The sequence below is a fragment of the Acinetobacter sp. ANC 5600 genome (assembly GCF_002018395.1).
GTDB classification, from domain to species: domain Bacteria; phylum Pseudomonadota; class Gammaproteobacteria; order Pseudomonadales; family Moraxellaceae; genus Acinetobacter; species Acinetobacter amyesii.
Genome location: NZ_MVKW01000002.1, coordinates 256,448 through 278,637 on the forward strand (window position 1 = coordinate 256,448; position 22,190 = coordinate 278,637).

Consider the following 22,190-nt stretch of genomic DNA (forward strand, 5'->3'; position numbering starts at 1 on the left):
TTTAAGACCTCACTCGCTGAATTTGTTTCTTAATTTTGGGCGCTAATTTTTGTTTACGCGAGAACAATGCTGCTGCAATGCCGTAAATCACTAAGACCAGTGGATAAGCCCAAATCCCCATTTCATCTTTACTGATCCGCGTTTTGATCGCCATTAAGGCTACGATTAAACTGGCAAAAATAAGTAAAGCTGGGAACAGTTTCAGGTAACGCCCTTGACGAGGACTCACTTCAGACAAAGCGGTAGCGAGTAATAACGCCACCAAAATAGCGAACGGCACAAACATCCGCCAACCGAGTTCGCTGGCAACCACAGGATCATTACGGTTATCCCATAACTTCGAGGTAGGTAAAGCTTCTACTTCGGTACTTTCAAATTTTGCTTCTTTATCATTTTCTAAACGTAAACGATAACTTTGGAATTCTGCTTGAGAATAGCGCGGTTGTCCCGGATAGATTTCGTAACGGCGACCTTCAACTAAATCAACGACATTGGCATTGTCATCGGGCACTTCGACGCGGGTCGCTTCTTTTGCCAAAATAATGACATCAGGCTTACCCTCTTTTTCTGCACGCTGATAAAAGAAAATATCTTTTAAGTTTTTACGGTCTTCTGACAAGTCCCCTGCATAAATGGTATAGGGCCCAGAGGAAATAAACTCTTTTGGTCGAACCAAGTCAAAGCCTGTTCGTACCGCTTGCGAAGTCGTTAATGCTTCAAATTGACGGATGCCCCAAGGCGACGCCCACAGCATCAAAAATGCTTGAACAGTCATAAAGACCACAGTCATCGGCACCAATAAACGTGACAATTGATTTCGACTGACACCACTACCATTAAGCACAGCCATTTCATGATCGACATACAGACGACCAAAGACTAACATCAGACCAATAAAGAAACCGAGCGGAAGAATTAAAGTTAAAAACTCAGGCAAACGGTAGCCAATAATGCTAAATAAAATACTTGCATCTAAACGACCTTGCGCCGCCACACCAAAGTACTTGATCAAACGACCACCCATCATGATCAAGGTCAATAAGGCAATCACAACCAGTGATGTCGACACCACTTGCTTGACCAGATAACGCCGAATAATCAAATTAATTCTTCCAAAAATAGGGCCAATAAAAACTAGCGTTAGTTTACCCGAATGTAGAAAATATAAAACCTATACCCTTGTTGCTCATTGAAACTCTATTCATATAAATGTTTCAATGGTTTAATGGTTTATAAATTTAAAAAGGCATAAATACCGCACATGAAACTTTCTATTAATACGTCATTCCAAGCGAATGCGTCCAGCCAATATTTGTTGATATTAGTAGATTCTGAGCACGTTACAAATGCAGCTACTTCATATCAAATCAATGATTTAGATAATTTAATTGAAGCGACTCAATTTAAAGCAGCACTCAATGAAAGCCTGCCTTTGGTGGCGAACATTGCCGCTTGTCGTAACAGCACACTTTTAGGCCTCGGCAAAGTTGCTGAATTACAGGTCAATAAATTTGCAAAAATTGCACAAACCATTATTAAAGCGTCACAAAAAAAATTCAAACAGATCAGTGTCGATATCTCTGCCCTACCACAAGAACAACATTATTTATTTGCACTTAGCCTGACGCAAGCGGCTTATGCATTTGATGAATACAAGTCTAAGAAAAATGAATTTGTTTTGGAGCAGATCCATTTAATCGCTACTGAAAGTCCATTAACCACTGCACAGCTTGAATTAATTTCTGCAGTGCAATCAGGTCAAAGTTTTACTCGTGACTTAGGTAACCGTCCGGGCAATATCTGTTTTCCTGAATATTTAGCCGAACAAGCTCAAGCACTTGCAACTGAATTCCCAGATCAACTCAAAGTGACTGTACTCGATGAACAGCAAATGGCTGATCTCGGTATGGGTGCTTTCCTTGCTGTGAGTAAAGGTTCTGACCGTCCAGGCCGTATTATTACCATCGAATACCTTTCAAATCGTGAAGAAGCCCCTGTAGTGCTTGTTGGTAAAGGCGTGACTTTTGATACTGGTGGTATCTCACTTAAACCAGGTGCGGGCATGGACGAAATGAAATTCGACATGTGCGGTTCTGCATCAGTTTTGGGTACCATCCGTGCGCTGTGTGAAGCGAAATTACCGATTCATGTGGTCGGCGCAATTGCTGCTGCAGAAAACATGCCGTCTGGTCATGCCACTCGCCCGGGCGACATCGTGACAACCATGAGCGGTCAAACCGTTGAAATTTTAAATACCGATGCCGAAGGTCGTTTGGTTCTGTGCGATACCTTGACCTATGTAAAACGCTTTAACCCTGCACTGGTGATTGATATTGCAACTCTCACTGGTGCATGTGTCGTAGCACTGGGTTCAGTCCTTACTGGTATGTTCACTCCGGATGATGAACTTGCGGCTGAATTGACTGCTGCGGGTCAACACAGCTTTGACCGCGTATGGCGTATGCCCGTGATTGAAGATTATCAAGAACAACTTGATTCTCCATTTGCAGATATTGCCAACATTGGTGGTCCCAAAGCAGGTTCTGTAACAGCTGCATGTTTCCTTCAACGCTTCACGCGTGAATATCGTTGGGCGCATTTAGACATTGCTGGTACTGCATGGAACTCAGGTGCAAATAAAGGCGCAACAGGTCGTCCTGTGCCATTATTAATGCAATTTTTAGCGAATCGTGCTCAAGCGAATGGCTAAAGTTAGCTTTTATTTATTTGAAAAAAGTCCTGAACGACAAGTCGAAAGCACTTGTCGTTTATGCCGTAAGATCCTGCGTCAGCCTGTACGTATTTGGCTACATTGTGCTGACCCAGACTTACAGCAACAACTTGATGAACGCCTGTGGAGTTTCGATCACACAGGTTTCATTCCCCATGGTATCGATCAACCCGAGGCAACGGTCTGTATTTCTGCCCAATTGCCTGAGCAAGCCGACTGGATTGTGTTTAATTTTAACGATCAAGCACTTGAACAGTTCGCAAGTTTTAGTCACATTATCGAAATTATTGAAAATAACGAACCCGCTAAAATTATCGGGCGTGAAAAATATAAACAATATCGACGTTTAGGCGTTCAACCGCAGACCCATAAACTTTAACGTGATATTGGTTTTACCCTATTTGCAAGGAGGTGCACCATGGCATTGAATGTCGGTCCAGACTTTAAACAGCGCTGGTTAAAAGTACCTGAAGCTATTCGTCAGACCTTTATTGATGACCTTGGTCGCGTTTGCGATGTACTCAATCCTAGTACAGACATTCAACAATGGCTGGTCAATGACCAACAGCAGCAGCAAGTGTCTTTTGACAAAATTGAGTCTGCCTATGCAGATTTGAAAGCACAGCTGATTGAAGATGCTCGTATTCGCAAACAACTGGCTTTAGAAAAAGCCTTAGAAGAAAAACGTGAAGCTGAACAAGCCTATGCAGAACAACTGAAACGTGACGAAGAGTTACGCTTTGCTGCACAAACGCAAACGCTCACCATGATGCAGCATAATCTTAATCGTGAAGTACAACACTATGCCGCTCGCTATCATAAAAACCCTGAAACGGGTTTAGCGGGATTAAGTCAAAGCTTATCGGTGAGCGAAGGACAGATGTTGTCAGAACTCGAAAGTGTACGCGTGCGTTTGGAACTTGAAGCAGAAACGCAAATCGAAATGGCCGTCAGTGATTTCCGTGCAAAATTGAAAGCAGCCGCACAAGAAGAAATTGACTATATCTTAGAAAACTCTAATTTTTCGACAGAATCTACATCGTCCCAAGCATCTTAAGCCGTGCATCGAAATCTGGTCACTGTCATTAAACTGACATGTATTTGCAACATGATGTTCATATGGCTGAAGCATTGTCCCTAAAATACAATGCTTCAGGCATCCTAAAAATATAATCATGCATCCAGATGGGAATTCAATATGGACATCATTCACCAGATTACCCAGAAAATATCCTCTCTATCTGCTGGAGAACAATGGGACATTCGTGCCAAAGATCTTTGGCTGAGTCATTCAGACTTTCACAGTATTTCGGTTTATCTCAGCCGTGAATCAGAAAAAGGTGGTTTTAGCATTCAGCAACCGCCCCACAGCTCGATTTTTCAAACCCTTGATGTAGTGACCGTTACAAAACACTAAGTGGTCATCTACTCCATAAAAAAAGCCCACAACTGTGGGCTTTTTTTATGTCTAAGTTTGGCTTAGACCAAATCTGCAACTGCAGAAACGGTATGTCCTAGGAAATAACCGATACCGAGTAATAATCCAATCCAGATGAAACCACCTAGCACGTTATAGAACATAAATGTGCCAAGGTTCATGCGTGCAGATCCAGCAGCAAAAGGCGCAAAAGAACGTACAAAGGGTACAAAGCGTGCGACTAAAATCGTTTTACCACCATGCTTCATAAAATATTTATTGGTTTTGACCATATATTCGGGCTTAAAGTAACGTGTGTGCTTATTAAAGTACTTAATGCCTAGCACGCTGCCCGTGTAGTAATTGACGCAGTAGCCCAAGACCGATGCGACAAATAACAGCAGCCCCATAGTGTGTAAATGCACCACTTCCGTCGTTGAGCATAATGCGCCGATGGCAAGCAATAGGCTGTCTCCCGGCAGGAAGAACATAAATACTGAACCCGTTTCTGAAAATATCACCAGAAATAAAATGGCATAAATCCACACACCATAATTTTCCAATAACATGGGTAACCACTGTTCCAGATTCAGTAAGAAATCAATCATTATCACCTGTCTGATTATTCATCATATATGTCATTCCGCGACGCATTATCACCAAAAATAAAAAAACAGTCTAATTTTTCAATCAGACTGTTTGGTTTTCTTCGGTATCAACTTATTTCAAGAAGCCATTTTCAGCGAGAAAATCTAAGCTAATTTTCGATTGCGCTGTGGTCTCAGCGGCTTTATCACCGAGCAATAAACGCTCAATATAACGTGCTAAAACATCCACTTCCAAGTTCACTTTAGCCCCAGCTTTCCACGTACCGATATTGGTTCGTTCAGCCGTGTGCGGAATTAAATTTAAGCTCAGCACATTGCCACGTAAATGGTTAATTGTCAGGCTAATACCATCCACGGTCACAGAGCCTTTTTCTGCTAAATAGCGTGCAATTTCTTTCGGTGCGGTCACTTCAAAATAAATTGAACGTGCATCTGAACGAACTTGAGTGATTTCACCCACTGCATCGACATGACCACTGACAATATGTCCACCAAAACGCGTGGTCGGCAACATGGCTTTTTCCACATTTACTGCCTGCCCTGCTTTCCAGTGTTCCAAAGTGGTCCGATTTAAACTTTCACGTGATACATCAGCTGCATACCAATTGCTACCAAAGTCAATCACGGTTAAGCAAATGCCATTGGTGGCAATCGAGTCCCCCAAATGCACATCCGACATGTCTAAATCTGTCTGGATACGCAAGCGGACATCGCCACCCACGTTTTGAATGCTTTCAACTTTACCTAGACTTTCAATAATGCCTGTAAACATGTTCAATCCCTGAAAAATATGGGGCGATGATTTTTACCACAAATCAAGTTGCGTGCTCACGCCAGAGGTATCGACACCACCTAATTCTGCAAAATGGTGCAATTGACTCAACAACTGACGGATTGGTGGACCTGATTTGGCATGTGTATCCGTGATGACAATAAACTCTAGGACGCGTGCACGTTCAGACTGACGCTGCTTACTCACGCGGTAACGTGGTACATCTTGCGTCAATAAGCTTACTCGGCCACGTTTTAAATTGGCTTGTAACAAATCTGTGGCGCTGATATTACCATCGGTTGAATAGCTCGTCAGGATGTAACGTGCATTGATGGTTTCTAATAATTTTTCATAAGCTTCTTTCGCATGCTTCGAAGAATTATATGGACTTGGACGTTCTTTACGCCATGCACGATCGATTCCGCTCTTAAAACCCTTGGTGTCTGGTGTTGGTAAATCCACCTGATCCCATAACGTTAAAGCATTCAACACATGGTAGTTACTGCTGTAAGCGTGCTGGTTATACGGTGGATCGAGATAAGCCACATCCACTTCAAAGCCACTCATTTGATTAGCCAAATGCTGTGCGTCGACACACCACATTTCAGCGGCGGGTTTTTTCGGATCACCAATTTCACAAAAACGACTTGGAGTCAGCCATAACAAAGAACCGATACGATCTAATGCCGCTTGGGTTTTACCGCCCCAACCATGATGGAAGCTTTTAAATACACCGCTGGTATTACTGACAAAACTTGCTGAATACAATAACGGCGCTAATAAAGCACTCATTTCCACATCATCAATCGCGCCTTGAGCTTGCCAAGTTGCAATTTGCTGACGAATCGCATCGATACGCATACCGTTACGGCGTTTAAAGAATAAGCGGTCACGTGCAGGATCGTAGATTTCATCATTACGTGGACACAAGTTATGGGTCACCCAACCTTTAACTTCTGGCAAACGGTTCAGATAATCGATGGCTTTCTGATAGCCACCCAACTCTTTAAACGCTGGTGCTTCAACACAAGAGAGAATCGCACTGTTCAAAGCATGGCTGTAGGGTTCCCAGTCATTGGCAATAACACGATAGCCGTTTTGACGTGCCAACCGTGACACTACACCCGAACCTGCAAAAAAGTCAGCAAATATCGGCGCACGACCATCTTCGCGTTTTAAGGTTCCCGTTTGCTCAAGTGCTTCTAAAATCAGATGTAATAGACGGCGTTTGTTTCCCAAATAAGGAACCAACTGATGGAAAAGATATTCGTCTGTGGTACGAGCCGCATGACGACGTTTGTGATAAACCGTAGACTCTGAATTCATAGCGTCTCTTGAGAAGGGATTAACCTTAAGCGAATGTCATCACCCAATTGAGTGACATCTTTCAGCTTAAATCGAAGCTGCTCTGCCATGCGGTCAAATTCCGCATTAAACATCGCACGTGCTGACTGACCCAACAAGGTCGGTGCAACATAACTGATCATTTCATCGATCAAATGTTCTTGTAAGAAAGCGGTCGAAAGTGTCGCACCGGCTTCCACAAGTACATCATAAATTTGGAACTGTTGAACGCATGCTGCTAACAGATCGGCCAAAGGCTGAATTTCAAATTGTACCACGCCCAAGTCAGCAAGTTCCTGACGATATGGCCCCATGACCATCACGGTTTCAGGTTGTTGCAATATTTTTGCGCTTAATGGCAAGCGGCCTTGACGATCTAGCACGATACGTTTCGGCTGAACCACGTTACGCATGTCAACAGCGTCATCGAGCTGACGTACGTTGAGTAAGCAATCGTCGGCTAATACCGTTTCAATCCCAGTGATTACGGCACCTGATATCGCACGCCAATGCTGTACATCTTGTCGCGCCATCGAACCGGTTATCCACTTAGACTCACCCGAGGCCATGGCACTACGCCCATCCAGGCTCGATGCAACTTTGAGGCGGACATAAGGCATACCCGTCGCCATGGCTTTTAAAAAGCCCAAGTTCAATTGATGCGCTTCTGCTTGACAAATACCCGTAATCACTTCAATGCCAGCATCACGTAGGATTTGTACACCTTTACCCGCAACCAATGGGTTGGGATCGGGACATGCCACAACGACTTGAGCGACACCTGCTTCTACCAAGCCTTTGGCACAAGGTGGCGTACGTCCATAGTGTGCACAAGGCTCCAAAGTCACATAAGCGGTTGCGCCACGAGCGGCCTCACCTGCATCACGCATTGCAAAGACTTCTGCATGCGGCTGACCCGCTTTTGGATGAAAGCCTTCACCAACCAATTGACCGTCTTTGACAATCACACAGCCCACATTGGGATTGGGACGAGTGCTGTATTGCCCCTGCTGTGCCAATGCAATTGCACGCCGCATCCACTGTTGATGCTGCTGCAACGTCACTTGATCTAACTCAGACATGTAATCACTCATGATAAAAATTGAAGCAGATGTGCATTAGTGCTCACGCTGCTGCATTTGTTCAATTTGACGACGAAAAGCTTCTACATCTTGGAAATCTTGATACACAGAAGCAAAACGTACATAAGCCACATGATCTAAAGCAAACAATGACTGCATGACAATTTCACCAATGGTGCGTGATTTCACATCACGTTCACCCAAACGGCGAATTTGCAATTGAATATCACTGAGTACCGTTTCAATTTGCTCTTGCGTTACTGGACGCTTTTGCAAGGCATGCATGAGCGAGCGGCGGAGCTTGGCTTCATCAAAAGGTTCGCTCTTTGAATCAGACTTGATGACACGCGGCATCACCACTTCATAGCTTTCAAAAGTTGTAAAACGTTCACCGCAACTAATACATTCACGGCGGCGGCGTATCTGACAGCCTTCAGCAGCAAGACGTGAGTCAATCACTTTACTGTCTTCAGCGTTGCAAAATGGACAATGCATAGCGGTTAAATTGAACAAATCCGAATGGATTTAGAGTGTAGCAAAAATTTTGAAATTTGTAGAGCTTTACGCTAGATATGGAAAAAAAACAGCCCTTTCGGGCTGTTTTACACAATATATTGATTTACTGTGATCTTATTATTCTACACGTTCGCCATGTTGACTTAAGTCTAGACCCATTCGTTCGTCATCAGCTTCAACACGGATGCCAATCACTAGATCAATCACTTTCAAGATAATGAATGTCATCACAGCTGAGTAAGCAATAGTCGCTAGTACACCTTCGACTTGAACCCATAATTGATGCATTAAGTTGCTCGGTGCTTTATCACCCATGATGAATTCGCTGGCAAAGAATGCTGTAAGGATCGCACCCACGATACCACCGACACCATGTAGACCAAACGCATCCAAAGAGTCATCCGCTTTCAACGCACGTTTCAGCGCAGTAATACCCCAGAAGCAAACCACACCACCGATCAGACCCATCGCTAAAGCACCACCAACTGTTACGAAACCTGCCGCAGGTGTAATCACTACAAGACCTGCTACTGCACCAGAAGCACCACCCAAGACAGACGCTTTACCACGAACCACTTTTTCAGTAATTAACCATGCCACTGCTGCTGCCGCTGCTGCAACTTGTGTTACCACCAATGCATACCCAGCTGAACCATTTGCACCCAGTGCAGAGCCACCGTTGAAACCGAACCAACCTACCCATACAAGGCTTGCACCGATGACGGTTAAAGTTAGGTTATGTGGCGCCATAGATTCACGACCAAGCCCCATACGTTTACCAAGCATGTACGCTGCAACAAGACCCGCAACACCTGAGTTGATGTGAACAACCGTACCACCCGCAAAATCAAGCGCACCGTCGTTACCTAACCAACCACCGCCCCATACCCAGTGGGTAATTGGTGCATAAACCACGACACTCCAAATTGCGATGAACGCAACGAAAGCACCGAATTTCATACGTTCTGCAATCGAACCGCTAATAATGGCAACGGTAATGATGGCAAATGTCATTTGGAAAATAACAAAAAGAATCTCTGGAATCGTACCGGACAAGGCTTCTGTGGTGATGCCCGACAACATAAATTTGTCTAAGCTACCGATAAAGGCATTACCTTCACCAAATGCTAAGGTATAACCCACAATCACCCACGTTAAGCTCACAACACCTGCCGCAACAAAACTGTGTGCCATGGTGCTGAGTACATTTTTCTTACGGACCATACCACCGTAAAATAATGCTAAACCGGGAATTGTCATGAGTAACACAAGTGCAGTGGACACTAAAATCCATGCTGTATCACCTGTATCGAGCTTAGGCTCTTCTTCTGCAGGTGCTGGCGCTGCTTCAACTGGAACTGCAGCTTCTATTGTATTTAGCGTTGTTGTATTTGCAGTATCAACTACTGTGACTTCTTCTGTAGGTGCTGTTGCGCTTTCTTCAGCCCACGCAACAGAACCACCTAAAAGTGCACTGGACAAGCCGAGTGCAATTAGCATCTTTTTCATTCGTATCCCCCGACCTGATTTTCTGAGTTATTAGCTACTCAGCAAACTTCATGCCAATTTTTTAAACGGCATCTGCACCTGTTTCACCAGTACGGATACGGATGACTTGTTCCAGATTGCTTACAAAAATTTTACCGTCGCCAATTTTTCCTGTGCTTGCAACACGAGTAATTGATTCAATTACGGTATCGACCATTTCATCACTGATTGCGATTTCGATTTTTACTTTTGGTAAGAAATCAACCACATATTCAGCACCACGATAAAGTTCAGTGTGACCTTTCTGGCGACCGAAGCCTTTAACTTCAGTGACAGTGATCCCTTGAACACCATTTTCAGAGAGTGCTTCACGCACGTCATCTAATTTAAAAGGTTTTACAATTGCAGTTACGAGCTTCATGTTTTGTTTTCCTTCGGCTTATTTCACCTGTAAGGTTTTATGTTCAATTTTCATGCCAATATGACTACAGTCGGGGGAAAATAGTCAGCCCAGCATGAGATTTCTTTATAACCTATTTTATACGGATAATCTTGCGTATGCTTATAAAAATAGACGTTTTTACTAGAAGAATTACGATTTTACTGATCGATTAAACGCATATTTAAATGAAAGCACTATGGTCATGAATGTGGCGATGTTAAACTGCTGCCACCAATTCACTGAGGATGGTCTAAACAATGATTGAAACCTTACTACAAGCGATATTAGAACAAATCGATCAGCCGAAAAAAGACGTCGAACATAATCTTCGCAGCTTACTCAATGAAGCTGTGAGCAAAATGGATCTCGTATCTAAAGAAGAAATCGAACGCCAACGTACTGCACTGAATAATGCCAATTTACGTTTAAATGAATTGTTGAAACACATCGAAGAACTCGAACAAAAAATTCAGAACAAAAAATAAGCACCTTTTTAGTGCAACAAAAGACGCATAACGATTAAAAATAATGCACCATAATGGAACAATAATATGTCTTTTGCCAAAATCTATACTCGGGGTTTGCTCGGCTTAAATGCACCCCAAATTGAAGTTGAAGTCCATGTCAGCCAAGGTCTGCCTTCATTGACCATTGTGGGCCTACCTGAGGCCGCCGTCCGTGAAAGTAAAGACCGTGTCCGCTCTGCGATTATTAATAGCGGCTTTCAGTTCCCAACCAAACGTCTGACCATTAATCTTGCACCCGCAGATTTACCCAAAGATGGTTCACGTTTAGATCTCGCTATTGCTTTAGGGATTCTGATCGCGTCGGGACAACTTCCTGAAAATGCAGCAGATGGTTTTGAATTTATTGGAGAATTAGCACTTGATGGTTATTTACGACCTGTCAGTGGCATCTTAAGTATAGCCATTGCCTGTCAGCATATCGGGCATCATCTGATTCTACCTGCACTCAATGCCGATGAAGCGGCGCAACTGCCGGAGTTCCAAGTCTTTCCTGCGCAGCATCTTAAGGATGTGTGTGAACATTTAAGTCGTTCAGCCTTAATCAGTAGCCATCCCTCGACATCGTCAGCCAATCAACTCAGTTACCCTTTTGATTTATCTGATGTGAAAGGTCAACTCAGACCACGTCGTGCTTTAGAAATTGCAGCGGCTGGCGGTCATTCTCTACTATTTCGGGGTCCACCGGGCACAGGCAAAACTCTACTCGCCTCGCGTTTGCCCAGTATTCTGCCCCCCTTAGATATGCAAGAAAATTTGCAAGTCGCGAGTATTTATTCTATTGCAGGTGCAAATCATCATTTTGGGCAGCGTCCATTTCGTGCGCCACACCATACCGCATCTGCGATTGCCCTCGTCGGTGGAGGATCAAATCCTAAACCGGGTGAAATCACCTTGGCACATTTAGGAGTTTTATTTTTAGATGAGCTGCCTGAATTTGATCGAAAGGTGTTAGAGGTGTTACGGCAACCACTCGAATCCAAAGAAATTGTGATTTCACGCGCTTCTCGTCAAATCACCTTCCCTGCAAATTTTCAACTGATTGCGGCGATGAATCCTTGTCCATGTGGCTATGCCTTTAACCAAGACAGCCGCTGTCAATGTAGTGCTGAAAGTATTAAACGCTATCAAAACCGTATTTCAGGTCCATTATTAGATCGAATTGACTTACATATAGATGTCCCGCCACTGGCAGCGCATGAATTACAAAGTTCGCAAGAGGTTGAAAGTTCAAGTGTGGTTAGGCATCGTGTTATACAAGCTTATGAGTTACAAATAGAGCGTCAGCAAAAATCCAATATGGCGCTCACGCCGACGCAATTGGAGCAACAGGCGGTTTTGGATGCTACTGCACAGAATATTTTACAGTTAGCCCAGCAGCGAATGAATTTATCTGCACGTGCTTATCATCGGGTATTACGTGTTGCCAGAACCATTGCCGACTTGGCTCAAAGTGAACATATTCAAGCTCAGCACGTTTCTGAAGCACTGTCCTATCGAAGCCAGCTCAATGCTTAAACAAATGGCGACCCTAGGTCGCCATTTTTTAATGCTTTTTAACATTAGAATTCGTATTTCAAGCCAAATACGACTTTATTCTTTTGTTTTTCATCCAGACGGTCATAACCACCCACGATATAATCCATATTTACGCTCGCACCGGTGTCACCCAATGGATGGCTTAAACCTGCTGTAAAATGACGGAAGCCAAAGTCTTCAGTGGTTTCTACAAATTCGTCATCATCACCATATGCATATAGGCCCAATGAAGTATTTAGGGTGAAATCTTTTGGCAATGCATAGCTGTAGCTACCTAAGATATACGTATCGCCCTTGTTACCCCAAGTCGTATTTTGCGTTAAGGTTTGCGCAGATACGCTAAAGTCTTTGTAGTTCAATCCTAAAAGTGTTTCGAAACCATCTGAATCAACATCCGATTCATAGTAGTAATAATACGTACCACCGACGGTATAACCTAAATCTTCAGTAATTTTGCCGTTATAACCTGCATAAAAGTCATGTTCAAAAGAATCACGACCTTCTTCACCAAGTGCATAATCTAAGGTTGAACCCCAGTAACCTGCATAGAAGCCTGACGCATGGCTATAGTCCAAACCACCTTGAATAGTTGCGCCGCTATTTTCAGGTACATTGGTAATACCACGTAAATTATAGCTAGACAGTACGCCGATATTTCCGGATACAGAATGCTCAGAAGCAGGCGCTTCAGCAAAAGTAAACGTCGATGCTGCTCCTAGTACAGCGATTGATAAAGCTTTAAGTGCAAATTTCATGGTTTGTTCCCCCACATCGTGCGACGACGTATTTTTTGGTTATTTCGTTGAACTCAATGAGGTATTAGCAAGCACTGTGCCATGTTTAAAAATAAGCGCATATTTTTTTTATAAAAGCCACCATTTTGGTTTATCAAAAACCAATATATTACTGTTTTTATTTATTATTTTTTAATTATCCTATTTGGCCTTTTTTCTCTTTAATTTATTTTAGAATGCAGATTTTCATCTATTTAGATTATTTAAATCTTCGGGTTGATAGTTGTAACAGGATTTTAAAAATGCGCTTTTTTGAGTATATTTTTTCAACACCGATCTCAAAAATGCATAAAAAAAGTGCACAATCACCATTATGCACTTTCAAGAATATGACCGAATACGATCAACTCGTTAATGTTAGAAAGAATAGGTCAATCCAACCACAACGTTATCGTCTAATTGCTCGCCTTCACGATCTTTACCGCCCCATACATAGTCAGCAGCAATTTCAAATCCAGTATCTGCAATCGGTTTACTCAAGCCCAAACGTGCTTCAGTGAACACCACATCTTCTGTGGTTGTTAATAGGCTGTCATCACGACTGTCATTAAAAACAGAAACACCAAGCGATGAATTTAATGAAACATCATAAGGTAATGCATAGCTATAAGTAGCATTCAGATATACATCACCTGCGTTGCCATAATTAACATCAGACAACAATACAGCCATGCTTGCAGTTAAATCTTTATAACTTATGTCCTGAATAAATTCGACGCCTGTCGTGCGACGCTTTTCAGATCGGTCGTCGTTATAAACAGAACCTCCACCTTGATAGACATAAGCCATCACTTGTGACTTATAGCTCCAATCTTCATTCAGTTCACGTCCATATCCGACATAGAAATCATGTTCAAAACCATGCGACTGACTGTCGTCCGTAGGATCATAGTTGAGTGTAGAACCCCAATAGCCCGCGAACAGCCCACTGTTGTGTGCATATTCAAGTCCGGCTTGTAATGCCGCTTGATCATTTTCTTCACTCGCACGGTACACATATTTGTTTACCACGCCCAGACTTCCAGACCAATTCCCTTGTGCAGTTGTGGCTTGTTCAGTTTGTTCTGCAAATGCAGGGACTGTACCTAGGGTCACTAAAATACTTAAAATTGCTTTTTTATAAAATTGAATCATGTTTAGTCCCCACATCGGATCGATCGTGGATTGGGTTGAGTAAAATTTAGCGCCGATTTTAATCGATTTTACCGCCCTGCATAGCCCCTTTTTTCTTATTTTGATAAATTAAATCATTTAAAAACAAAGGTAAGATTATATAAAACAGTAAAAACCAAGCTTTTGATTCATAAAATATCTTTTATCTTGTTCTAGTCTTTAACAATGATTTAATGCATTCATTTATATGTATTTATCACGAATATTATCATCTTTTATTGAACTGTTTTTTTAAGGAAAAATTTCTGACGACTTCGCTAAAAGTCATTCTCTATTTACAAAAAACACGCCAACGGTGCTTACTGTGCCTGAACAGTGATGCCATGCACCTCAACCATTGATATACTTTTTGATCAAAATACGAATTTAGATTCAGCACAAAATGGCGATAAGAATGATAATAAATCAGCAAGTTAAATGAAAGTTTTTACCATTTTTTATATTTTTTTATGATAAGTAATGAATAAACTTCTCTTTAGATTGATATATATTCAATTTAAATAAACTATTTGTTAAACAACAATAACATACGAAAAATTTGCTTATTACAGATTGACCAATGATCTGGCCATTTTCTAACTTTAGTGTAATAAGCGCATTAAAAATAGTGATTTTTTTAAGAAAAAATATACAATCGCACTACATATTAACCAAATTTGCATGAGGCTCTCTCCCAATGCTTAAAGCTCAACAACTAACACTTGCAGTCTTAGTAAACGCTGCTCTTATTTCTACTGCTTTTGCTAGCGAACAAAGTGAATCTAAAGGCTTTGTGGAAGATGCCGAAGGCTCTGTATTGTTCCGTACAGGTTACATTAAGCGCGATAAGAAAAATGGTGTAGATGACACTAGCTCACTGGCACAAACTGCGATTGTGAAATTAGATTCAGGCTTCACTCAAGGTGTTGTTGGCTTTGGTGTAGGTGTTGTTGGTGATGGTTCATTTAAAATCGGTGACAACAACAATGCCGGCAACAACATGATTCCTCGTGAAACGTTGAATGGCAAAGAAAACTCTGGTGATACTTATGATCATTGGGCTCGTGGTGGCGCGAACGTAAAAGCACGTATTTCAAATACAACTGTGACTTATGGTACTCAAGTTCTAGATCTACCTGTACTTGCAAGTAACACAGCTCGTTTAGTTCCTGAATATTTTGAAGGTGTGTTAGCAACAAGCCGTGAAATTAATGGCTTAGAACTGACAGCTGGTAAATTCACTAAAAACCAATACTCAGATCAAATTGATACTGATGGCCGTAAATTAGACCGCGCAATTGTTTGGGGTGCTAAATACAAATTTAATGATCAGCTTAATGCGTCATACTACGGTTTAGACAGCAAAGAAGCGCTTGAGCGCCATTATGCAAATGTGAACTATACCTATCCATTAGCAAACAAAAATACATTAACTTTTGACTTTAGTGGTTACCATACTGAATGGGACAAAGAAGGTAGTACTTATTCACAAATCGTTGCAGATGACTCAGATCGTCAAAACTCGATTTGGGCGGTTTCAGGTACGTATAACACGGGTAACCATAACGTAATGTTGGCTTACCAACAAAACAGTGGCAACACTGGTTATGACTATGGCGAAAATGCTGATGGCGGTCAAAGTATCTACCTACCAAACTCTTATCTATCTGACTTCATCGGTAATGATGAAAAATCTGCTCAGGTTCAATACACATATAACTTTGCGGGTATGAATGTTCCTGGTTTAACTTGGACAACTGCATTTGTATATGGCTGGGACATCAAAGTTGCTGGCTTAACTGACGATGCACAAGAACGCGAATTCTTTAACCAAGTGAAATATACTGTTCAATCTGGTTTTGCCAAAGATGCAAGCTTACGTGTTCGTCACTCATACTACCGTGCTAGCGATGATTACCAAACAAATGCTTATATCGGCGATACAAACGAATGGCGTTTATTCTTAGACATCCCTGTGAAATTATTTTAATTTCACAGCTCCTCTAAGATAGCGAAAAAAACCTGCACACTGTGCAGGTTTTTTTATGAGCATCGTTTTTATATAAAAACGATGCTCAGCTTAAAACAATATTATTTGTTCGCAGCTTTGTAAGCTTCAATTGAGCTAAGTACTTCTTGTTTAGCAACATCAGCACCTTCCCAACCACTTAACTTAACCCATTTACCAGGCTCTAAGTCTTTGTAGTGTTGGAAGAAATGTTCAATTTGATTGATCAATAACGCAGGAAGATCTGTATATTCTTGAACATCTTTATAAAGCGGAGTCAATTTGTCGTGTGGAACCGCAACGAGTTTTGCGTCAACACCACCGTCATCTTCCATGTTCAATTTACCAACAGGACGGCAACGAATTACAGAACCTGGTTCTACTGGATGTGGAGTTACCACAAGTACGTCTAGTGGGTCACCATCCAAAGATAATGTATTTGGAACATAACCATAGTTCGCTGGGTAGAACATTGCAGTACCCATGAAACGGTCTACAAATAACGCATCAGAATCTTTATCGATTTCGTATTTGATTGGTGCTGCATTTGCAGGAATTTCAATAATGACATAGATGTCGTTTGGTGCATCTTTACCCGCTGGGATATTGCTGTAGCTCATAGCATCACTCTTTAAACAAAGTTAAATCTTTTAATCCGGCACAATTATAACGGTTTTATCGCTTTTTTTGTGATTTTAGCGATCATGCTGATAATTTAATCATCAAGCAGAACATTTAGCTTAATTTAATGACCAATAACATCAGGCAAATTGGGCATAACATCGACAAAGTCCAAATGATTGAACGTAAAGTTGCCCAATTGGCTAAATAACATAGCCCATAAATGACGCGTAAAACGAGATAGGCAATCCCAAAGGTCATGATGTATTGTTGATGAATCACCATGTATTCGGCCATTAGAATAGCCGCAATAAATAAAGGTAAACTTTCAAAACTATTTTGCTGCACTGCATGTGCGCGGCTCGCCAATCCTGTAGAGCGCGCTAAAACTTCACGTGGATTTTGATTATCACTCGACTTAAAACCTGCAGCTCGCTTCGCAATAAATGTAAATACATATGGCAATAAACAAGCGGCCAAAATGAGATAGATGATCCCACTGATGCTGTGCATGTGTTTTTTCTCAAGAAGATTTTATGGCTGCTATAATAACATGGCATTTCGTGAATAATTTTTGTTAAATATAGTGTTTTTATAATCGGCAGATGAAAGGATCCTCTATGAGTACTTCTGATCAAGATCAATTATTTGAAGTTCTTGAAGAGCAAAAACGCCATCAGCTTCGCGTCGATCGTGTTTTAAAAATTGTCATTCCTGTGACTGCATTTTTACTTGCTGTGATCTGTGCCAACTTAAATGTATGGTCGACTGTTTTCAGCTTTGTCATCATGTGGATTGCATTCTATGCAGTTTCCATCAAGCAACTTCCCCTTTGGCATTGGGTCATTGTCATTGCACTATATTGTTTAGTCGACAATATTTTAACCTATGGCAGCTATAACCAATCTGGCTTTAGTCGTCAGTTCGGCGCGATGTTTATTTTCTTAGGTGTCTTTGGTGTAGGACGTCGCTACTTTGATCGCTGGTCGATGAATAAAGGCAAGCTTTAATGATCAAAATTAAAAGCGATAAAAAAAGCGCCCGAAGGCGCTTTTTTTATGCATTATATTATGCTGTTTTACGCAAATCTTTACGTAGAATCTTACCAACATTCGATTTTGGTAATTCATCCATAAATTCAACATAACGTGGGCGTTTATAGCCAGTTAAGTTTTCTTTTGCGAATGCCAAAACTTCTTCAGTCGTTAAAGATGGATCTTTTTTCACAACGAATAATTTAGGTACTTCACCTGATTTTTCATCAGGAACACCAATCGCAGCAACTTCTAGTACTTTTGGATGTTTTGCAACAACTTCTTCAATTTCAGAAGGATAAACGTTGAAACCTGATACCAAAATCATGTCTTTTTTACGGTCTACAATCTTCACATAACCGCGTGGATCCATGACACCAATGTCACCAGTACGGAAGAAACCGTCCGCCGTCATTACTTTGGCAGTTTCATCTGGACGGTTCCAATAGCCTTTCATGACTTGAGGACCACGAATCGAAATTTCACCTTGCTCACCTTGAGCAACTTCATTGCCATCATCATCTAAAATAGCAACTTCAGTCAGTGGCAATGGAATACCAATCGTACCGCTGAATTCCATTGATGCTGGAGGGTTTGCAGTTGCAACAGGTGAAGTTTCTGATAAGCCATAACCTTCGATGATATTGGTACCGGTAACTTTCTTCCACGCTTCTGCAGTCGAAGGAAGTACTGCCATACCACCACCCATCGCCATTTTTAGCTTGCTGTGGTCAAGTTGCTTGAACTCTTCATTGTTCACCAAAGCATTAAACAAAGTGTTCACTGCTGGAAAGAATGAAGGTTGGTATTTACGTAATTCTTTCATTACCGCAGGTAGGTCACGCGGGTTAGGAATCAATACGTTCGCCTGACCTTTGTACATGCCGTAAAGTGCACACACCATAAATGCAAAGATGTGATACAGCGGTAATGCACAGAAGATACGATCATCTGGCTGACCATCTTGCTGACCAAATTTACTTTGGAAAATACCATCACACTGCAACATGTTTGACACAAGGTTACGATGTGTCAATTCTGCGCCTTTAGATACGCCAGTTGTACCACCAGTATATTGAAGTACTGCAGTATCACTTAGAGTTAAGTTTGGACGTTTGTAATTGTTTGCACTCACTTTAGACATTGCTGCATTAAAGCGAATATGACCTGGAATGTTCCAAGCTGGAATTTGTTTACGTACTGAACGTAATACAAAGTTAACCAATGTGCCTTTCAGCGTACCAAGCATGTCACCCACAGATGCCACGATCACATGTTTTACTGGGGTTTTACCAATAATCGCTTGGTAAACAGATGCAAAGTTTTCAATGATAACCAATGCCTCTGAACCAGAGTCATTTAATTGATGTTCAAGCTCACGAGAGGTATACAGTGGATTCACGTTGACCAATACCAGTCCAGCACGGAATACACCTAATGCAACAACAGGATATTGAAGAACGTTAGGCATCATAACTGCAACGCGTGAACCTTGTGCCAAACCTAAACTTTGCAAATAAGTTGCAAATTTACGGCTAGCTTCATCAAGTTCTTTAAAAGTTAAGACTTTATCCATGAAGATAAAGGCATCTCTTGAGCCAAACTTCTGAAAATTACGCTCAAAAATATCGACCAATGAGGTATTTTCTGCGGGTAATTCTACAGTTTCTGGAATCCCTGTCTTTTGGTATTCAGCGAACCAAATCTTTTCCATAACGCCCAATTCTCCTGTCGTAATCCTTAATAATCCAACTGTTTTTTTTTCAATATTAAGCGGCCATTATTTAACTTGTTTGTGCTTAATATTGCATCCATTTCACGAATAACAGCATATATAACGTATTTCGTTCCATGGATGCTAGTATTATCTTTGAATGAACAGTTTATTTGCTTTTTGATATCCACGTGGTAACAACACGCCTTTCGATGCACGTTTACCCACATATTTTTGCAGATCGTCGCCTTTAAGCTTTAATTGTTGATTTCCTGCAAGCACTTGAATTATTTCATCTAAATTCAAAGTTGTCATGGATACAATTTGATCTTTTTCCTCAAGTTGTATCAATTTATTACCTTTACCCTTATTCAATACTGGTAATTCATCAAGTTCAACCAACAGCAAACGCCCCGCAGAACTGAGGAGTGCAAGATGTGTTGCATTCTCAATCGCCGTTAAATTCATGACCGCCGCCCCTTCAGACAAGCTAAGAAAGGCTTTACCTGCTTTTGCATTGGTATCGAGGTTTTTGGCTTGGGTTTTAAAGCCATAGCCTTTACTACTCATCGCCAAGACTTCTGTTTCATCTTCAGCAATAAATACTTGTTTAAAGCCGACACCACTTGCAGGTGCAAGTTTAGAACTCAGAGGCTCACCTAAACCACGCGCGGATGGTAAAGTATTGATGCCCAAAGCATAGCTACGACCGGCATCATCTAAGACATAAACGCGTTGATTCGATTTACCTTGCGCATGGCTGAGATATTGGTCACCTGCACGGAAATTTAAGTTCTCAGCATCGACTTCATGCCCTTTCGCCGAGCGAATCCAACCCGCTTCAGACAACACCACAGTCACAGGATCTGCAGGAAGCATATCTTGTTCATTAATCGCATGGGCTTCTGCACGTTTCACAATTGGAGAACGGCGGTCATCACCAAATTTCTTCGCATCTTCTTTAAGTTCATTAATGATCAATGCTTTTAATGACTCAGGGTTCGCCAATTGTTCACGAATAATGGCTGCTTTGGCTTCCAATTCTTCTTGTTCACGGCGCATTTCCATTTCTTCAAGTTTTGCCAAATGACGTAACTTGAGTTCTAAAATCGCTTCGGCTTGAATTTCATCGATATTAAAATGCGTCATCAACACCGGTTTAGGCTGATCTTCTTCACGAATAATACGAATCACTTCATCAATATTCAGATAAGCAATGATCAAGCCTGCAAGTATATGTAATCGTTTTTCAATTTTATTCAGATGATAAGTCAAACGACGTGTCACGGTATTTTTACGGATTTCGATCCATTCCAACAAAATACGGCGGATCGATTTCACTTGTGGACGACCGTCTGCGCCAATCATGTTCATATTGACACGATAGCTCGACTCTAAGTCGGTGGTTGCAAATAGATGACTCATCACCGATTCAGCATCAATACGGTTTGAGCGCAGGACGATCACTAAACGTGTTGGGTTTTTATGATCTGACTCATCACGTAAGTCCGTGACCAATGGCAACTTCTTCGCCTGCATTTGATCTGCAATCTGCGTGATCACTTTCGAACCTGAAACCTGATACGGCAGCTCCGTAATCACGATTTCATTTTTCTCAATGCTGTACACTGCACGAGTTCGATAACTACCGCGACCCGTGGTTTGAATTTTAAGTAATTCTTCTGGAGAGGTAATAATTTCCGCACGTGTCGGCAAATCAGGTGCAGGAATATATTCTGCGACTTTCTCATCGGTTAAGTTTGGATTGCGAATTAAGGCGATGGTGCCCTTCACCACTTCACGTAAGTTATGCGGTGGAATATCCGTTGCCATACCCACAGCAATACCCGTTGTGCCGTTGAGTAAAATATTTGGAACACGTGCTGGTAAATTCACTGGCTCTTTCATCGAACCATCAAAGTTATCCTGCCAATCACAGGTTCCTTGTCCTAACTCAGACAATAATAAATCACTATAAGCAGACAGTTTTGCTTCGGTATATCGCATCGCTGCGAAGGATTTCGGATCATCTGGTGAGCCCCAGTTTCCCTGACCTTCAATAAATGGATAGCGATAACTAAACGGCTGCGCCATGAGGACCATGGCTTCATAACAAGCTGAGTCACCGTGAGGATGGTATTTACCCAGTACATCACCAACCGTACGTGCAGATTTTTTTGGCTTACCCGTTGGCTTTAACCCGAGCTCGCTCATCGCATAGACGATACGACGCTGAACGGGTTTTAGACCATCACTGATATGTGGCAATGCACGATCCATAATCACGTACATGGCGTAGTTGAGATATGCTTGTTCGGTAAATTCTGCTACGGAACGGTTTTCTGTCGCATGATGCGCAAGGCTTGTCATAACAACCTGTAATCCTAAATTGTTCGTTCTTTAT

Annotated in this window: 22 protein-coding genes; 8 read left to right on the plus strand and 14 right to left on the minus strand. The window is 41.8% G+C overall.

Annotated features, from left to right (window positions below):
- Position 1: 1 nt before the first annotated feature.
- On the minus strand, positions 2–1,102 hold the full coding sequence (gene lptF / locus B1201_RS05070) for an LPS export ABC transporter permease LptF (RefSeq protein ID WP_078192592.1): 1,101 nt from the start codon (positions 1,100–1,102) through the stop codon (positions 2–4).
- A gap of 159 nt (positions 1,103–1,261) precedes the next feature.
- On the opposite strand from lptF, the gene B1201_RS05075 reads away from it, so the two are divergent.
- The 4 genes from B1201_RS05075 (at position 1,262) to B1201_RS05090 (ending at position 4,148) form a co-directional block, all read left to right on the plus strand.
- A complete protein-coding gene (locus B1201_RS05075) occupies positions 1,262–2,710 on the plus strand; it encodes a leucyl aminopeptidase (protein ID WP_078192593.1) in 1,449 nt (482 codons plus the stop codon).
- On the plus strand, positions 2,703–3,110 hold the full coding sequence (locus tag B1201_RS05080; RefSeq protein ID WP_078192594.1) for a DNA polymerase III subunit chi: 408 nt from the start codon (positions 2,703–2,705) through the stop codon (positions 3,108–3,110). The genes B1201_RS05075 and B1201_RS05080 overlap by 8 nt, the downstream gene beginning before the upstream one ends.
- Before the next feature lie 39 nt (positions 3,111–3,149).
- Entirely contained in the window at positions 3,150–3,788 is a 639-nt protein-coding gene (locus tag B1201_RS05085; RefSeq protein WP_078192595.1) for a hypothetical protein, read from the plus strand.
- Positions 3,789–3,929: 141 nt separating this feature from the next.
- Positions 3,930–4,148, plus strand: a complete 219-nt coding sequence (locus tag B1201_RS05090) for a hypothetical protein (protein WP_078192596.1) — start codon at positions 3,930–3,932, stop codon at positions 4,146–4,148.
- A gap of 62 nt (positions 4,149–4,210) precedes the next feature.
- Here the strand turns inward: B1201_RS05090 and B1201_RS05095 are convergent, their stop codons facing one another.
- The 7 genes from B1201_RS05095 to glnK form a co-directional block, all read right to left on the minus strand.
- Positions 4,211–4,756: a VTT domain-containing protein gene (locus tag B1201_RS05095; protein WP_078192597.1), complete on the minus strand. Its 546-nt coding sequence runs from the start codon at positions 4,754–4,756 to the stop codon at positions 4,211–4,213.
- A 112-nt stretch (positions 4,757–4,868) separates the two neighbouring features.
- Positions 4,869–5,528, minus strand: a complete 660-nt coding sequence (locus tag B1201_RS05100; protein WP_078192598.1) for a riboflavin synthase — start codon at positions 5,526–5,528, stop codon at positions 4,869–4,871.
- A gap of 33 nt (positions 5,529–5,561) precedes the next feature.
- A complete protein-coding gene (locus B1201_RS05105; RefSeq protein ID WP_078189462.1) occupies positions 5,562–6,854 on the minus strand; it encodes a DNA adenine methylase in 1,293 nt (430 codons plus the stop codon).
- Complete coding sequence (gene ribD, locus B1201_RS05110; protein WP_078192858.1) at positions 6,851–7,954, minus strand: bifunctional diaminohydroxyphosphoribosylaminopyrimidine deaminase/5-amino-6-(5-phosphoribosylamino)uracil reductase RibD; 1,104 nt, start codon at positions 7,952–7,954, stop codon at positions 6,851–6,853. The genes B1201_RS05105 and ribD overlap by 4 nt, the downstream gene beginning before the upstream one ends.
- A 36-nt stretch (positions 7,955–7,990) precedes the next feature.
- The gene (gene nrdR, locus B1201_RS05115) at positions 7,991–8,449 is read right to left on the minus strand and encodes a transcriptional regulator NrdR (protein ID WP_067763170.1); all 459 of its coding nucleotides are present in this window, start codon (positions 8,447–8,449) and stop codon (positions 7,991–7,993) included.
- A 138-nt stretch (positions 8,450–8,587) separates the two neighbouring features.
- Entirely contained in the window at positions 8,588–9,979 is a 1,392-nt protein-coding gene (locus B1201_RS05120; protein WP_078192599.1) for an ammonium transporter, read from the minus strand.
- A 61-nt stretch (positions 9,980–10,040) separates the two neighbouring features.
- Positions 10,041–10,379 (minus strand): P-II family nitrogen regulator, encoded by a 339-nt coding sequence (glnK, locus tag B1201_RS05125; protein ID WP_067763174.1) that lies wholly within the window; start codon positions 10,377–10,379, stop codon positions 10,041–10,043.
- 278 nt (positions 10,380–10,657) lie between these two features.
- On the opposite strand from glnK, the gene B1201_RS05130 reads away from it, so the two are divergent.
- Both B1201_RS05130 and B1201_RS05135 read left to right on the plus strand, forming a co-directional pair.
- Positions 10,658–10,885: an accessory factor UbiK family protein gene (locus B1201_RS05130; protein ID WP_078192600.1), complete on the plus strand. Its 228-nt coding sequence runs from the start codon at positions 10,658–10,660 to the stop codon at positions 10,883–10,885.
- 66 nt (positions 10,886–10,951) lie between these two features.
- A complete protein-coding gene (locus B1201_RS05135; protein ID WP_078192601.1) occupies positions 10,952–12,442 on the plus strand; it encodes a YifB family Mg chelatase-like AAA ATPase in 1,491 nt (496 codons plus the stop codon).
- Between the two features lie 44 nt (positions 12,443–12,486).
- Here the strand turns inward: B1201_RS05135 and B1201_RS05140 are convergent, their stop codons facing one another.
- On the minus strand, positions 12,487–13,218 hold the full coding sequence (locus B1201_RS05140) for a TorF family putative porin (protein WP_078192602.1): 732 nt from the start codon (positions 13,216–13,218) through the stop codon (positions 12,487–12,489).
- 396 nt (positions 13,219–13,614) lie between these two features.
- Positions 13,615–14,391 carry a TorF family putative porin gene (locus tag B1201_RS05145; RefSeq protein WP_078192603.1) on the minus strand — a complete coding sequence of 259 codons (777 nt, stop codon included), beginning with the start codon at positions 14,389–14,391 and terminating at the stop codon, positions 13,615–13,617.
- A gap of 715 nt (positions 14,392–15,106) precedes the next feature.
- Here B1201_RS05145 and B1201_RS05150 point away from each other — a divergent pair.
- Positions 15,107–16,399, plus strand: a complete 1,293-nt coding sequence (locus B1201_RS05150; RefSeq protein WP_078192604.1) for an OprD family outer membrane porin — start codon at positions 15,107–15,109, stop codon at positions 16,397–16,399.
- Positions 16,400–16,500: 101 nt separating this feature from the next.
- Here the strand turns inward: B1201_RS05150 and ppa are convergent, their stop codons facing one another.
- Both ppa and B1201_RS05160 read right to left on the minus strand, forming a co-directional pair.
- On the minus strand, positions 16,501–17,037 hold the full coding sequence (gene ppa, locus B1201_RS05155; protein WP_078189469.1) for an inorganic diphosphatase: 537 nt from the start codon (positions 17,035–17,037) through the stop codon (positions 16,501–16,503).
- Between the two features lie 115 nt (positions 17,038–17,152).
- On the minus strand, positions 17,153–17,551 hold the full coding sequence (locus tag B1201_RS05160) for an MAPEG family protein (protein ID WP_078189470.1): 399 nt from the start codon (positions 17,549–17,551) through the stop codon (positions 17,153–17,155).
- 107 nt (positions 17,552–17,658) lie between these two features.
- Between B1201_RS05160 and B1201_RS05165 the strand changes: the two genes are divergently transcribed.
- Positions 17,659–18,048, plus strand: coding sequence for a hypothetical protein (locus tag B1201_RS05165; protein WP_078189471.1), 390 nt, complete (start codon positions 17,659–17,661; stop codon positions 18,046–18,048).
- Between the two features lie 58 nt (positions 18,049–18,106).
- On the opposite strand, the gene B1201_RS05170 is transcribed toward B1201_RS05165, so the two are convergent.
- A complete protein-coding gene (locus B1201_RS05170) occupies positions 18,107–19,786 on the minus strand; it encodes a long-chain-fatty-acid--CoA ligase (protein WP_078189472.1) in 1,680 nt (559 codons plus the stop codon).
- Positions 19,787–19,936: 150 nt separating this feature from the next.
- Positions 19,937–22,156 carry a DNA topoisomerase IV subunit A gene (gene parC, locus B1201_RS05175; RefSeq protein WP_078192605.1) on the minus strand — a complete coding sequence of 740 codons (2,220 nt, stop codon included), beginning with the start codon at positions 22,154–22,156 and terminating at the stop codon, positions 19,937–19,939.
- Positions 22,157–22,190 lie beyond the last annotated feature (34 nt).

Bases quoted from the DNA above. Each gene is read 5' to 3' on its own strand.
- B1201_RS05075 (WP_078192593.1), top strand. From the start codon at position 1,262: ATGAAACTTTCTATTAATACGTCATTCCAAGCGAATGCGTCCAGCCAA.
- B1201_RS05080 (WP_078192594.1), top strand. From the start codon at position 2,703: ATGGCTAAAGTTAGCTTTTATTTATTTGAAAAAAGTCCTGAACGACAA.
- B1201_RS05085 (WP_078192595.1), top strand. From the start codon at position 3,150: ATGGCATTGAATGTCGGTCCAGACTTTAAACAGCGCTGGTTAAAAGTA.
- B1201_RS05090 (WP_078192596.1), top strand. From the start codon at position 3,930: ATGGACATCATTCACCAGATTACCCAGAAAATATCCTCTCTATCTGCT.
- B1201_RS05095 (WP_078192597.1), bottom strand. From the start codon at position 4,756: ATGATTGATTTCTTACTGAATCTGGAACAGTGGTTACCCATGTTATTG.
- B1201_RS05100 (WP_078192598.1), bottom strand. From the start codon at position 5,528: ATGTTTACAGGCATTATTGAAAGTCTAGGTAAAGTTGAAAGCATTCAA.
- B1201_RS05105 (WP_078189462.1), bottom strand. From the start codon at position 6,854: ATGAATTCAGAGTCTACGGTTTATCACAAACGTCGTCATGCGGCTCGT.
- ribD (WP_078192858.1), bottom strand. From the start codon at position 7,954: ATGTCTGAGTTAGATCAAGTGACGTTGCAGCAGCATCAACAGTGGATG.
- nrdR (WP_067763170.1), bottom strand. From the start codon at position 8,449: ATGCATTGTCCATTTTGCAACGCTGAAGACAGTAAAGTGATTGACTCA.
- B1201_RS05120 (WP_078192599.1), bottom strand. From the start codon at position 9,979: ATGAAAAAGATGCTAATTGCACTCGGCTTGTCCAGTGCACTTTTAGGT.
- glnK (WP_067763174.1), bottom strand. From the start codon at position 10,379: ATGAAGCTCGTAACTGCAATTGTAAAACCTTTTAAATTAGATGACGTG.
- B1201_RS05130 (WP_078192600.1), top strand. From the start codon at position 10,658: ATGATTGAAACCTTACTACAAGCGATATTAGAACAAATCGATCAGCCG.
- B1201_RS05135 (WP_078192601.1), top strand. From the start codon at position 10,952: ATGTCTTTTGCCAAAATCTATACTCGGGGTTTGCTCGGCTTAAATGCA.
- B1201_RS05140 (WP_078192602.1), bottom strand. From the start codon at position 13,218: ATGAAATTTGCACTTAAAGCTTTATCAATCGCTGTACTAGGAGCAGCA.
- B1201_RS05145 (WP_078192603.1), bottom strand. From the start codon at position 14,391: ATGATTCAATTTTATAAAAAAGCAATTTTAAGTATTTTAGTGACCCTA.
- B1201_RS05150 (WP_078192604.1), top strand. From the start codon at position 15,107: ATGCTTAAAGCTCAACAACTAACACTTGCAGTCTTAGTAAACGCTGCT.
- ppa (WP_078189469.1), bottom strand. From the start codon at position 17,037: ATGAGCTACAGCAATATCCCAGCGGGTAAAGATGCACCAAACGACATC.
- B1201_RS05160 (WP_078189470.1), bottom strand. From the start codon at position 17,551: ATGCACAGCATCAGTGGGATCATCTATCTCATTTTGGCCGCTTGTTTA.
- B1201_RS05165 (WP_078189471.1), top strand. From the start codon at position 17,659: ATGAGTACTTCTGATCAAGATCAATTATTTGAAGTTCTTGAAGAGCAA.
- B1201_RS05170 (WP_078189472.1), bottom strand. From the start codon at position 19,786: ATGGAAAAGATTTGGTTCGCTGAATACCAAAAGACAGGGATTCCAGAA.
- parC (WP_078192605.1), bottom strand. From the start codon at position 22,156: ATGACAAGCCTTGCGCATCATGCGACAGAAAACCGTTCCGTAGCAGAA.